Annotated in this window: 12 protein-coding genes and 1 pseudogene; 6 read left to right on the forward strand and 7 right to left on the reverse strand. The window is 69.9% G+C overall.

The window, feature by feature from the left end:
- Positions 1–93: 93 nt before the first annotated feature.
- From dapF to miaA, 3 genes are all read right to left on the reverse strand, one after another.
- Positions 94–978, reverse strand: coding sequence for a diaminopimelate epimerase (dapF, locus tag DY218_RS22610; RefSeq protein WP_128557957.1), 885 nt, complete (start codon positions 976–978; stop codon positions 94–96).
- Positions 979–1,040: 62 nt separating this feature from the next.
- Positions 1,041–1,517, reverse strand: a complete 477-nt coding sequence (locus DY218_RS22615; RefSeq protein WP_128558000.1) for a hypothetical protein — start codon at positions 1,515–1,517, stop codon at positions 1,041–1,043.
- Between the two features lie 196 nt (positions 1,518–1,713).
- Complete coding sequence (miaA, locus tag DY218_RS22620) at positions 1,714–2,652, reverse strand: tRNA (adenosine(37)-N6)-dimethylallyltransferase MiaA (protein WP_128557958.1); 939 nt, start codon at positions 2,650–2,652, stop codon at positions 1,714–1,716.
- A 345-nt stretch (positions 2,653–2,997) separates the two neighbouring features.
- Between miaA and DY218_RS22625 the strand changes: the two genes are divergently transcribed.
- Positions 2,998–3,303 (forward strand): antitoxin, encoded by a 306-nt coding sequence (locus DY218_RS22625; RefSeq protein ID WP_128557959.1) that lies wholly within the window; start codon positions 2,998–3,000, stop codon positions 3,301–3,303.
- A 140-nt stretch (positions 3,304–3,443) separates the two neighbouring features.
- Here the strand turns inward: DY218_RS22625 and DY218_RS35360 are convergent.
- Positions 3,444–4,192: pseudogene (locus DY218_RS35360) on the reverse strand (class III extradiol dioxygenase subunit B-like domain-containing protein); the annotation flags it as partial.
- Between the two features lie 110 nt (positions 4,193–4,302).
- Entirely contained in the window at positions 4,303–5,820 is a 1,518-nt protein-coding gene (gene miaB, locus DY218_RS22640; protein ID WP_128557960.1) for a tRNA (N6-isopentenyl adenosine(37)-C2)-methylthiotransferase MiaB, read from the reverse strand.
- A 123-nt stretch (positions 5,821–5,943) separates the two neighbouring features.
- On the opposite strand from miaB, the gene DY218_RS22645 reads away from it, so the two are divergent.
- Positions 5,944–6,939, forward strand: a complete 996-nt coding sequence (locus tag DY218_RS22645) for a TAXI family TRAP transporter solute-binding subunit (protein ID WP_128557961.1) — start codon at positions 5,944–5,946, stop codon at positions 6,937–6,939.
- A 62-nt stretch (positions 6,940–7,001) separates the two neighbouring features.
- On the opposite strand, the gene DY218_RS22650 is transcribed toward DY218_RS22645, so the two are convergent.
- Together DY218_RS22650 and DY218_RS22655 are read right to left on the reverse strand one after the other, a co-directional pair.
- Entirely contained in the window at positions 7,002–8,408 is a 1,407-nt protein-coding gene (locus tag DY218_RS22650; protein ID WP_128557962.1) for a sensor histidine kinase, read from the reverse strand.
- A 15-nt stretch (positions 8,409–8,423) separates the two neighbouring features.
- Positions 8,424–9,110: a response regulator transcription factor gene (locus tag DY218_RS22655; protein WP_128557963.1), complete on the reverse strand. Its 687-nt coding sequence runs from the start codon at positions 9,108–9,110 to the stop codon at positions 8,424–8,426.
- 294 nt (positions 9,111–9,404) lie between these two features.
- Between DY218_RS22655 and DY218_RS22660 the strand changes: the two genes are divergently transcribed.
- From DY218_RS22660 to DY218_RS22675, 4 genes are all read left to right on the forward strand, one after another.
- Positions 9,405–10,181, forward strand: a complete 777-nt coding sequence (locus DY218_RS22660) for an amino acid ABC transporter ATP-binding protein (protein WP_128557964.1) — start codon at positions 9,405–9,407, stop codon at positions 10,179–10,181.
- 46 nt (positions 10,182–10,227) lie between these two features.
- The gene (locus DY218_RS22665; RefSeq protein WP_128557965.1) at positions 10,228–11,148 is read left to right on the forward strand and encodes a glutamate ABC transporter substrate-binding protein; all 921 of its coding nucleotides are present in this window, start codon (positions 10,228–10,230) and stop codon (positions 11,146–11,148) included.
- Positions 11,149–11,309: 161 nt separating this feature from the next.
- Positions 11,310–11,957 (forward strand): amino acid ABC transporter permease, encoded by a 648-nt coding sequence (locus DY218_RS22670; RefSeq protein ID WP_128557966.1) that lies wholly within the window; start codon positions 11,310–11,312, stop codon positions 11,955–11,957.
- The gene (locus DY218_RS22675; protein ID WP_128557967.1) at positions 11,954–12,889 is read left to right on the forward strand and encodes an amino acid ABC transporter permease; all 936 of its coding nucleotides are present in this window, start codon (positions 11,954–11,956) and stop codon (positions 12,887–12,889) included. Before DY218_RS22670 ends, DY218_RS22675 begins: the two co-directional genes overlap by 4 nt.
- Positions 12,890–12,899 lie beyond the last annotated feature (10 nt).

Below are 12,899 nucleotides of genomic sequence, written 5' to 3' on the forward strand. Positions count from 1 at the left end.
CGTCCGCGCCGGTGCTTGATGCTACCGAGCCCATCACGCGGGGTTCACCTGCTCTCGCCGGGAGTGAAGCGGATCACCCATTCGAGGGAAGCTTCATCGGAGTACGGTTTCGAACCAGTCGGGGTCGATCTCGCCCTCGGCGACGATCACGGCGGGACCGGTCATCTCGACCGTGCCGTCGGGATGCTCCGTGATCACCAGACGTCCGCCGGGCAGATCCACGGTGTACGCCACGGGTGTGCCGGTCCTGGCCGGATCGACTCCGTCACGACGGGCCGTCGCCACGGCCACCGCACACGCTCCCGTACCGCAGGAGCGGGTCTCGCCCGAGCCGCGCTCGTGCACCCGCATGGCGACGTGCCGCTCGCCTCGGTCGACGACGAACTCCACGTTCACCCCCTCCGGATAGACGCCCTCCGGACTAAGCGGCGGCGGCCGGAACAGGTCTCCGGCGTGTGCGAGGTCGTCGACGAAGGCGACCGCGTGGGGATTGCCCATGTTCACGTTGTACGCGGGCCAGCTGCGGCCCTCGACCGTCACCGTGGCCCGCTCCTCGGGGAGCACGGCACGGCCCATCGAGACCGTGATGTCGCCGTCGGCGCCGCCCTCGCCCTTGGCCAGGTGGACGCGCTTGACGCCGCCACGGGTGGCTACGGCCAGGTCGCCGGCCTGCACATGACCGGCGCGCTGCACATAGCGGGCAAATACCCGGACGCCGTTCCCGCACATCTCGGCGATGGAGCCGTCCGCATTGCGGTAGTCCATGAACCACTCGGCCTCGGCGGCCATTCCGGAGGCCTCCGGGTGCGCGGCGGAGCGGACGACGCGCAGCAGCCCGTCGCCTCCGATGCCGGCCCTGCGGTCGCACAGGGCGGCGACGGCGGCTGGGCCGAGGTCGAGGGTGTCGTCCGGGTCGGGGACGATCACGAAGTCGTTCTCGGTGCCGTGTCCCTTGAGGAAGCCGATCCGCGTGCTCATTCCTCGATCGTACGGGGTGGCGGTGACAACGCGTCGTGCGCCCGGATGGCGCCCGGGAAGAGTCAGCGGAGGCGGTCGACGCGCCAGACTGCCAGCACGGCGACGGACAGGACGACCACGGCGTAGACCGCGACCACCCGCCAGTCGGGGCGGCGGCCCGAGCCCCGCACCGGAAGGCCAGGCCAGGTCAGACCGACCCGTCGGGCCGCCATCACACCCCAGCCGGCGGAGCAGCAGCTGAGCAGGATCCCGAGCATGGCCACGACCGCGCCGCCGTCACCGAACTCGAAGGCGAGCGGGAAGGCGAACATGAGGGAGCCGATGGCGGCGAGTGCGACGATCGGGGCGATCTGCCAGATCCGCAGGCGCCGCTGGGGACGCAGTTCCACCTCGACCTCGGAGACCGGCGTGGCCTCGTCCTCATCGGGACCGGGCTCGTCCGAGCCGCGCGGAACGGCCTCGTCCGGTGCCGTCCCGGGACCGTCGGCGCTGAGCCCTTCCGATTCCCCGTGTGCGGTGTTGCGAGGGCCGGCCTCCATCGCCACGCGCCCTCCCAACTAGGTCGTGTCCGAAAGTCCTGTGCGGTGCTCGCGGTGTCCGATGCGCGCTCTCGCCGTGGGTGCCGTGCGGGACTTTCCGGCCACGGCCCAGGACTCCACTGTCGATCGCAGATCGATGATGGCACGCGCCCATGAGCCGGGATGACCGCAGAAGCGTCCCGATGCCATCACGTGATCAGGCTGTAACCGCTCGTTCGACCAACGTCAGGGCCCGGGCCGGGAGTTCCCCGCGATCGGCGGCCGCTCCGCTCAGCCAGTGCACCCGTGGATCACGCCGGAACCAGGTGTCCTGCCGGCGCGCGAAACGCTTGGTGGCCCGCACCGTCTCGGCACGCGCGTCCGACTCCGTGCACTCCCCCGCGAGGGCCGAGAGCACCTGCTGGTAGCCGAGCGCGCGGGACGCCGTGCGCCCCTCGCGCAGGCCGCGCGCCTCGAGGGCGCGCACCTCGTCGACGAGACCCGCGTCCCACATGCGGTCGACGCGGTCCGCGATCCGGGCGTCGAGTTCGGGCCGGGCCACGTCCACACCGATCTGCACGGTGTCGTAGATCGACTCGTGGCCCGGGAGATTGGCGGTGAAGGGCCGGCCGGTGATTTCGATGACCTCGAGGGCGCGGACGATACGGCGCCCGTTGCTGGGCAGGATCGCGCGGCCCGCCTCCGGGTCGGCGGCGGACAGACGGGCGTGCAGGGCGCCGGGACCGCGCAGGGCGAGCTCGTCCTCCAGGGCGGCGCGCACCTCGGGGTCGGTACCGGGGAATTCGAGATTGTCCACGGCGCCGCGTACGTACAGGCCGGAGCCGCCGACGAGCACCGGCCAGCGCCCCTCGGCGAGGAGCCGGTCGATGTGGGTCCTGGCGAGCCGCTGGTACTCGGCGACGCTGGCCGCCTCGGTGACATCCCAGATGTCGAGCAGCTGGTGCGGGACTCCGTCCCGCTCCTCACGGGTGAGCTTGGCCGTGCCGATGTCCATGCCGCGGTAAAGCTGCATCGAATCGGCGTTGACCACCTCGCCGCCGAGCCGCTGGGCGAGGAAGACGCCGAGATCGGATTTTCCGGCCGCGGTGGGCCCGACGACGGCGATGACCCGCGGGGCGGGGGCTGTGGCACTCACTGCTCCAGTCTCGCAAACCGCCGCGGCAGCTCTCGCACGTGCGGGGTGACGGTGCGTGCACATACCGGACGCTCCGGGCCGGAGCGCGTTTTCGCTCGCGCGAGTAACGTATGGAGCAGTTATGGGTGTTTTTGCATGGTTTCTACGGGTGTCCCGCAAGGCCGACACCGCTGCGGCCCTCGAATCCACGGCCGGGCCCTCCGGGACCGCGGACCCGGCGCAGCCCGATGGTACGGGGGGCCTGGGTCGTCGAGATCCCGCAGCAGCAGTCGGCCCGTGGCGCGGCCGACAATGAGACCGGCGACAGCACCCGCAGGTAATCCGGCCACGAGGAAGGTGGCACCGATGGGTCTGTTGGATTCACTGAAGGCCAAGCTCGGCCCAGCCAAGGACAAGGTCTCAGGCCTCGCCCAGGAACACGGGGACAAGATCGACCAAGGTCTGGACAAGGCCGCCAAGACGGTCGACGAGAAGACCAAGGGCAAGTACAGCGACCAGATCCGCACGGGCAAGGAGAAGGCCAAGGGCGCCGTCGACCGTCTCGGCTCCCAGGAAGGCTCACCGGGCGGCGCAGACAGCAAGGGCACCGGTGACTACAGCCCTCAGCGCCCCGTCGGCGACGGGCCGGAGAGGGCGGCGGGGGACGAGTGACGGGGTGTGAGTGACGGGGTTGGGGTGGGGCCCCCCCCCCCCCCCCCCCCCCCCCCCCCCCCCCCCCCCCCCCCCCCCCCCCCCCCCCCCCCCCCCCCCCCCCCCCCCCCCCCCCCCCCCCCCCCCCCCGCGGCGCGCGNAGGTAGCCCACGCCGTACGGCGCCGCGTCGTACAGCAGCTCGCCTCGCAGGTCCGTGCCGTCCGCCGCTCCGGCCAGGACCTGCCAAGGCGCCCTGCCCACGGCTTGGAGCTCGGCCGCGAGCTGCGCGTCGAGCTCCGCCAGTGCCGCGGTGTCCGCGGTGCGCAGGGCCTCGGCGACCGTGGCGTCGAAGCCCTCCGCGCGCTCGTCGTAGTAGCCAGGTGCCTTGAGCGTGCGGCACGCACTCGCGTCACCGAGCACCAGTAGGGCGACTCTTGGTGCTGCTGCTGCGATTCTGCGTCCCGTTTCTGTACACCGCTCGGCGGTCAGAGGTTCCCCTACGGCGAGACCTTCTTGCGGGGCAGCGGCCCAAGCGGCGTGTTCGAGCAGCCATGCGCCCACCGCGAGCGAGAGCGGCAGCTCGCGCTTCTCACCCGCGGAGGCGCCGGCGCCGGTGGGCACGGATGCCGAGGCCTCCGGGCCGAGGCCGTCGGCCCGTTCGCCCAGGCCGACCTCCACATCCACGCCGAATCCCCGGAACGAACCGCGCGCGCCCTGCGGGTACGGGCCCCGCTGGTGCTGCTGCTCCGCGGTACCGATCACGACGAGGCGATCGGGGCGCGAGGCGGCGAGGACGGCGATCGCGTCCGAGCAGGCGGCGCGCAGTGCGTCGAGCTCAGGGGCGGCGCCGGCGGCGACGTCGGGCACGAGCAGCGGCGGGCAGGGGCAGACAGCGGCAGAGACGAGCATGATCGGCAGCGTAACGCGCGCGTGGTACCCGGCAAGGCGCTCCTCAGGGCGCTCGAACAAACAGCGCCCTGTAGGTGGCCGGGTGGGCGAACCACCCTAGTGGCCGTCCTTCAGTCGCAGCCGCAACCGCCGGTCGCCGCCGGCACGGGCTCGGGTACGCCCACCTTCGGCAGGCCGAGCAGAACGCCGGCCGGCTGCTCGGCGGGTGCGGCGTTCCTCTTCTCCCAGGCGTCCCCCGCGCGCGTGCGCCGCACCTTCAGGGCCGGGCCTTCGGCGAGGAGGTGGTGCGGCGCCGCGTAGGTGATCTCGACGGTCACCACATCGCCGGGCCGCACCTCCTGGTCCGGCTTGCTGAAGTGCACGAGGCGGTTGTCGGGGGCGCGTCCGGACAGTCGGCGGGTGGCGTCGTCCTTGCGGCCCTCGCCCTCGGCGACCATCAGGTCGAGGGTGCGTCCGACCTGCTTCTTGTTCTCTTCCCAGGAGATCTCCTCCTGGAGGGCGACGAGGCGCTCGTAACGCCGCTGTACGACCTCCTTGGGGATCTGTCCGTCCATCTCCGCCGCGGGCGTCCCGGGGCGCTTGGAGTACTGGAAGGTGAACGCCTGCGAGAAGCGCGCCTCGCGGACCACGTGCATCGTCTGCTCGAAGTCCTCCTCGGTCTCGCCGGGGAAGCCCACGATGATGTCGGTGGTGATCGCCGCGTGCGGGATCGCGGCACGGACCTTCTCGATGATCCCGAGGTAGCGCTCCTGCCGGTAGGAGCGGCGCATCGCCTTGAGGACGGTGTCCGAGCCGGACTGCAGTGGCATGTGGAGCTGCGGCATCACGTTCGGCGTCTCGGCCATCGCGGCGATGACGTCGTCGGTGAAGTCGCGCGGGTGCGGCGAGGTGAAGCGCACCCGCTCCAGGCCGTCGATCGTGCCGCAGGCGCGCAGCAGCTTGCTGAAGGCCTCGCGGTCGCCCATGTCGGAGCCGTACGCGTTGACGTTCTGGCCGAGCAGGGTGATCTCCGAGACGCCTTCGGCCACGAGTGCCTCTACCTCGGCGAGGATCTCGCCGGGCCTGCGGTCCTTCTCCTTGCCGCGCAGCGCCGGGACGATGCAGAACGTGCAGGTGTTGTTGCAGCCGACGGAGACGGACACCCAGGCCGCGTATGCGCTCTCCCTGCGGGTGGGCAGGGTCGAGGGGAACGCCTCGAGCGATTCGGCGATCTCGACCTGCGCCTCCTCCTGCACCCGGGCGCGTTCGAGGAGGACCGGCAGCTTGCCGATGTTGTGCGTGCCGAAGACGACGTCGACCCAGGGGGCGCGCTCGACGATCGAGTCGCGGTCCTTCTGGGCGAGGCAGCCGCCGACGGCGATCTGCATCCCGGGGCGGGCGGTCTTCATCGGAGCGAGGCGGCCGAGGTTGCCGTAGAGGCGGTTGTCCGCGTTCTCCCGTACGGCGCAGGTGTTGAAGACGATGACGTCGACCTCGCCCTCGGCCGCGTCCTTGGGGGCGCGCACATAACCGGCCTCCTCGAGGAGGCCGGACAACCGCTCGGAGTCGTGGACGTTCATCTGGCACCCGTAGGTGCGGATCTCATAACTGCGAGTGCCCACTGCCTGGCTCCGGTCGCTGCTGCTCATGCGAACAAGGGTAGGCGGTTGCGGGGACAGCCCCGTCCCGCCCTCCACGCGCGCGTGGGGGGCGGTTTCCGCTGTGACCCCGGGCATGGTCATACGTGTCCGTCACCTGGCAGGATCGCGCGCATGCCCCGCGCCGCACTGCCCCGCACGAGCCGCGGTCGCGCCGTCGTCGGCGCCACCGCGTGCCTTGTCGTCGCGGGGCTGCTCCTGTGGTGGCTGGTGCCGGCCGGTGATGCGCAGCCCAGGGGTCGCGTGACGTTCAGCACCGGCGTGGACGCGGGTGTGTACGAGAAGTACGGCAAGCTGCTGCAGCAGGCGGCGGCCCGCGATCTGCCCGAACTCGACATCGATCTGGTGACGAGTGACGGTTCGCAGGAGAACGTGGCGCGGGTCGCGCAGGGCCGCGCCGACTTCACGATTGCCGCCGCCGACGCCGTGGAGCAGTACCAGTTGGAGGGTTATCCGGGCGGCGAGCGGCTGCGCGGCTGTGCCCGTCTGTACGACGACTACATCCAGCTGGTGGTGCCGCAGGAGTCCGGCATCAGGGAGGCGGGGGATCTGCGCGGCAAGCGGGTGGCGGTGGGCCAGGACCGTTCCGGGGTCCGGCTGGTCGCGGACCGCGTGCTGCGGGCCGCCGGATTGGATCTGGACAAGGACCTGACGGCCGTGGCGAGCGGTATCGACGAGGCGCCGGAGCTCCTGTCGAAGGGCGATGTCGACGCGTTCTTCTGGTCGGGTGGGCTGCCCACGAGCAGTGTGCGCGAGTTGTCCGAGCGCGACGACATCCGTCTCGTGCCCCTCGGGTCGCTCATCACCGAACTGCACAAGCAGGGCGGGGCGTCGCGCTACTACCGCGCCGCCGTGATGCCGGCGGATGCCTATCCGCGCGCGCAGAACAGCGCGGTGCGCACGCTCGCGGTGGCCAATCTGCTGGTCACCACGATCGGTCAGGATTCGGCTGTGACCGAGGGCCTGACCCGTACGGTGATCGACAACCGGGATCACATCGGCTCCGAGGTGCACGCGGCCCAACTGGTCGATCTGCGGACCGCGATCTACACGGATCCGCTTGCGCTGCACACGGGGGCGCGGGACTACTACCGGTCGGTGAAGCCGTAGACCGCGCCCTTGAAGCCGTGGGCCGCGCCCTTCGGGGGCGTGTTGCCGGGTACCCGGCCGTATCAGGCGTTCGGGGCCATCCGCGGCAGCGTGACGGTCACCTCGAGACCGTGCGGTGCATGATGGCCGTACTCCACCCGGCCGCCGCCTGCCGCGAGCAACGCGCGCGTGATGGACAGTCCGAGCCCGGATCCCTTGACGTTCTGGTGGCGGCCGCTGCGCCAGAACCGGTCGCCGATCCGGGCGAGTTCGTCATCCGTGAGACCCGGTCCGCGGTCGGCCACCACGATGGTCGCCGAGTCGCCGTCGGATCCCACGGAGACGGTCACCGACTCGCCTTCGGGCGTGAATTTCAGGGCGTTGTCGATCACCGCGTCCAGCGCACTGGACACGGCGACCGCGTCGGCCCATGCGGTGGCGGCGGTCCGGCCGTCGAGGGAGAGCAGGACCCCGCGGTCGTCGGCGAGCGGCCGCCAGGCGTCGACGCGCTCGGCTGCGAGTTCTCCGATGTCCGTGAGGCCGAGGTCGGCGGGTGCGTGCTCGGCGAGTGCCAGGTCGAGCAGGTCGTCGAGTACCTGGGCGAGGCGCTTGCCCTCGGTGCGCACCGAGGCGATCTCCTCGTTGCCCTCCGGCAGTTCGAGGCCGAGCAGTTCGATGCGGAGCAGCAGCGCGGAGAGTGGGTTGCGCAGCTGGTGGGAGGCGTCGGCGACGAAGGCGCGCTGTTGCTCGAGCACGTCCTCGACGTTGTCGGCCATTTCGTTGAACGACCCGGCCAGGCGCTGGAGTTCGGGCGGGCCGCCGGCCACCGCGACCCGGGATTTGAGGCGTCCGGTGGCGATGTCGTGGGTGGTGGCGTCGAGTACGCGCACCGGGCGCAGCACCCAGCCGGTTAGCCGGAGTGCGGCCCCGATGGCGAGCAGCATGGCCGCGGCCTCGCCCGCCGCGATGAGCAGCCAGCCGCGCAGGATCGCCGAACGCATGTCGCCGGTCGGCGACTCGGTGAGTACGACGGCGACGACGTCACCGTCCCTGATGACCGGAGAGGCGACGTAGAGCCGCCTGTGCTCCCAGGGCCAGACCTGTGGGGGATCGTGGCTCCTGCGGCTGTACAGCGCCTCCTCGAAGGCGGCACGGCCCTCGCCGGACTCGGGCACCCGCCAGTGCGGCGCGCGCGTCATGGACTCGCCGTTGCGGTAGAAGACGCCGGCCCGGATGCCGTACACGCGGTGGTAGCGCACGAGTTCCTGTTCCAGGGTCACCTGGCGCTCGTCCCTGGGGGTGCCCGCGGAGGTCTCGTCGTCGTGCGTCACGTACTGGGCGAGTCCGGCAAAACGTGCCGTGTCGTCGATGCGATCGACCACGACCTCCTGCTGCTGCCCGCCGGCCAGGCTCACGGCGAGCGGGACGCCGAGGGCGAGCAGCACACCGGCCATCAGGACGATGAGCAGGGGGAGCAGACGGGTACGCACGAAGGGGGTTCCGCGTCACGCGGGGGCGACGAGCCGGTAGCCGACGCCCCGCACCGTCTCGATCAGGGCGGGCATGCGGAGCTTGGAGCGCAGCGAGGCGACGTGCACCTCGAGGGTGCGACCGGTTCCCTCCCAACTCGTGCGCCACACCTCGCTGATGATCTGTTCGCGGCGGAAGACCACACCCGGGCGCTGGGCCAGCAGGGCGAGCAGGTCGAATTCCTTGCGGGTCAGCTGGACGGCCTCGCCGGACACGGAGACCTGGCGGGTGGGCAGTTCGATGCGGACGGCCCCGAGCAGCAGCGCCTCGTCCGGTGTGACCGACGCGTCGTCCGGGGCGGTGCGGCGGCTCACGGCGTGGATGCGGGCGAGGAGTTCCCCGGTGTCGTACGGCTTCACGACGTAGTCGTCGGCGCCGAGGTTGAGGCCGTGGATGCGGCTGCGTACGTCGGCGCGCGCGGTGACCATGATCACCGGGGTGGAGGTGAGGCGGCGGATCTTGCCGCAGACCTCGTAGCCGTCCAGGTCGGGCAGTCCGAGGTCGAGCAGGATGACACCGAAGGGTTCACTCTCGGTGGGCAGCAGGGCGCGCAGCGCGTCCTCGCCGCCGCGCGCGTGCGTGACCTCGAAGCCGTGCCGGGACAGTACGGCGGAGAGTGCCGCGGCGACGTGGTCGTCGTCCTCGACCAGCAGCAGCCTCATCCCGCCTCCTTCCCTGAACAGCCACCGTCCGGACACCGGGCGGTCACGCGCGCGTGCAGGAATGCACCAAGGCATCCATGCCGATGACTCCCGACGGCGTCAAGAGGGTTCCGGTCACGGCCGGGTTCCGTTACCCACCCGGTACGCACCGGTACGCGCGCGGGGCGTCGTCTTCACACGGTGTGTCCGGTTGCGGCCGGATCGTTATGCTCAATTTCCCCTCAGATGTAATGACGCTGGTCGCACCGCGTTATTACTGTCCTCCCAACCGAGGAGGATGGAGCAAGTACCCCCATGGCCGAAGTATCGGTGACCAAGGACGCCGCACCCGCGGCCGACGAACTGGTCGCGCTGAGGAACGTCAACAAGCACTTCGGCGCGTTGCACGTGCTCCAGGACATCGACCTGACCATCGACCGCGGCGAGGTCGTCGTGGTGATCGGGCCGTCCGGTTCGGGCAAGTCCACGCTGTGCCGCGCCATCAACCGCCTGGAGACCGTCGAGTCCGGCACCATCACGATCGACGGCAAGCCGCTGCCCCAGGAGGGCAAGGAACTGGCGCGGCTGCGGGCCGACGTCGGCATGGTCTTCCAGTCCTTCAACCTCTTCGCGCACAAGACGGTGCTCGAGAACGTGATGCTGGGCCAGGTCAAGGTCCGCAAGGCGGAGAAGTCGGCGGCCGAGGACAAGGCTCGCAAGCTGCTCGACCGTGTCGGCGTCGGCACCCAGGCGGACAAGTACCCGGCGCAGCTGTCGGGTGGTCAGCAGCAGCGAGTGGCGATCGCCAGGGCGCTGGCGATGGACCCGAAGATCATGCTCTTCGACGAGCCGACCTCCGCTCTCGACCCCGAGATGATCAACGAGGTGCTCGAGGTCATGCAGCAGCTCGCCAGGGACGGGATGACGATGGTCGTAGTCACCCATGAGATGGGCTTCGCGCGGTCGGCGGCCAACCGGGTCGTGTTCATGGCCGACGGCCGCATCGTCGAGGAGGCCACGCCCGACCAGTTCTTCAGCCACCCGCGCAGCGACCGGGCCAAGGACTTCCTGTCGAAGATCCTGCACCACTGACGCCCGCGCGTCTCCCGTCACCTGTCCGACACGAAGGATGTTCACCATGAAGCTCCGCAAGTCCGCCGCCGTAGCGGCGACGATCGCTGCCCTCGCCCTGACCGCCACGGCCTGTGGCGGCGACTCCGGCACCGCGGGCGACAAGCCCAAGGGCGGCTCCGGCGGCAAGGACCAGCCGAAGCTGCCGACGTACACGGTCGCCACGGACGTGAAGGTCGACTCGCCGACCCTCAAGAAGGCCCAGAAGGCCGGGAAGATCGTCTTCGGCGCCAAGAACGACCAGCCGTATCTCGGCTTCGAGGACACCGACGGCAAGCGTTCCGGCTTCGACATCGAGATCGCCAAGATGGTCGCGGCCGACCTCGGCTTCAAGCCCAGCCAGATCGAGTTCAAGACCGTCGACTCCGGTGTGCGTGAGACGACGATCTCCAAGGGCGACGTCGACCTGTACGTCGGCACGTACACCATCAACGACGAGCGCAAGAAGCAGGTCGGCTTCTCGGGCCCGTACTTCCTGGCCGGTGCCGACCTCCTCGTCCGCAAGGGCGAGAAGGACATCAAGGGTCCGGAGACGGTCAAGGGCAAGAAGGTCTGCTCGATCGTCGGTTCGACGCCGCTGCAGGAGATCAAGAAGTCCAAGTACGGTGCCGAGACGGTCGAGTTGGCCAAGTACTCGGAGTGCGTCCAGCAGCTTCTGAACAACGAGGTCGACGCCGTCACCACCGACGACGCGATCCTGCAGGGCTACGCGGCCCAGCGTCCGGAGAAGCTCGAGGTCGTCGGCAAGCCCTTCACCGAGGAGCCCTACGGCGTCGGCATGAAGAAGGACGACAAGGCACTGCGGGACGCGGTCTCCGACGCCCTGGAGAACCACCAGAAGAACGGCAACTACAAGAAGGCCTACGACGCGACCCTGGGCCTGTCCGGCTCGAAGCCCCAGGACCCGCCGGCCCTCGAGCGCTACTGACGCACGGTCCGGACCGCCCCACGGGGTTCGGTACGCCCGGTCCGGTACGCCTCTTCTGATCAACCGGCAGTGAGCTGCAGTGGCCCCGTACGCGTGCTCCACGCGCGCGTGCGGGGCGCGGCAACCCCTGCCCGTCCACTGCCGCCCACGAGGACATCCCCGTGAATGTATTGCTCGACCATCTCCCGGAGTTCCGCGAGGGGTTCATAGGCACCGTCCTGCTGACCCTGTCCAGCGGCCTCCTTGCGATGGTGCTCGGCGTGATCGTCGCCGGTTTCCGGGTCTCGCCCGTACCGCCGCTGCGGTTCCTCGGAGCCGCCTGGGTGACGCTCTTCCGCAACACGCCCCTGACCCTGCTGTTCCTGATCGCCTGGTTCGTCGTACCGGTGATCTTCTGGCCCGGACTCAGTCCATGGACCAAGGCGATCCTCGCGCTCGGGTTCTACACCTCGGCGTTCGTCTGCGAGGCCGTCCGTTCCGGCATCAGCACGGTGCCGCTCGGGCAGGCGGAGGCCGCCCGTTCGATCGGCATGACCTTCATCCAGACGCTGCGGCTGATCGTGCTGCCGCAGGCGACACGGACCGTGATCGCCCCGCTGAGCTCGATCTTCATCGCCCTCACCAAGAACTCCGCCATCGCCGGCGCGTTCAGTGTGGCCGAGCTCTTCGGCGTCCAGAAGCTCCTGAGTGACAAGGGCTTCGCGATCGTCCCGATCTTCCTGTTCGTGGCCATCGCGTACCTGATCATCACCTTCACCATCAGCGGTCTCTTCCGGCTGCTCGAGCGGCGCATGGGGGTCGCACGATGAGTTCGAGCGTCCTGTACGACGCACCGGGTCCCAAGGCCCGGGTGCGCAACATCATCTACACGGTCCTGGGTTCGGCCCTGGTCCTCGGCCTCGTCGTCTTCTCGGTGTACCGGCTGAACGAGAAGGGCGTCCTCGAGCCCGAGGTCTGGAACATCTTCAACAACGCCGGTGTCCGGGCCAATATCCGCGACGGCGTCCTCAGCACCCTGAAGGTGTTCGCCCTCGCCGGTGTCCTGTCGCTGGTGCTCGGTCTGCTGCTCGCGGTCGCGCGGCTCTCGGACCACAAGTGGATCAGCTGGGTCGCCACGGGCTTCATCGAGCTGTTCCGTGCCGTCCCGCTGCTGATCACTATCTACGCCCTGTGGGTGCTCTTCCTGAGCTACAAGGACGACCTCGGCGTGATCGGCGAGAACGCCTCGTTCTGGGCGCTGGTCATCGGCCTGACGGTGTACAACGCCTGTGTCCAGGCGGAGGTCCTGCGCGCCGGCGTCAACGCGGTGCCACGCGGGCAGGTCGAGGCCGCGTACGCACTGGGCCTGCGCAAGACCCAGGTCATGACGATGCTGCTGCTGCCGCAGGCCGTCCGGTCGATGCTGCCGACGATCATCAGCCAGCTGGTGGTCACCCTCAAGGACACCTCGCTCGGTTACATCGTCACGTACGCGGAACTCCTCTTCGCGGCACGCACGATGGCGAACAACATCATCGTCAACGGCGAGAACCCGATCACCGCCGTGGTCATCGTCGTCGCGGCCATCTACATCGCGATGTGTCTGCTGCTGTCCTCGCTGGCCACCTGGATCGAGAAGCGCGGCCGCCGCGCCAAGACCGGGATCACGGTGGCGCACGCGGGCGGGACGGGCGGTGCGCCCGAGGACGTGCCGGGCGATGTCGGCATGCCGATGGACGGGCCGCCCGACGTCTCGAAGTGAGCGGTCACCA

Origin of the sequence: Streptomyces triticagri (assembly GCF_003429565.1) — a bacterium.
Taxonomy (GTDB): Bacteria; Actinomycetota; Actinomycetes; order Streptomycetales; family Streptomycetaceae; genus Streptomyces; species Streptomyces triticagri.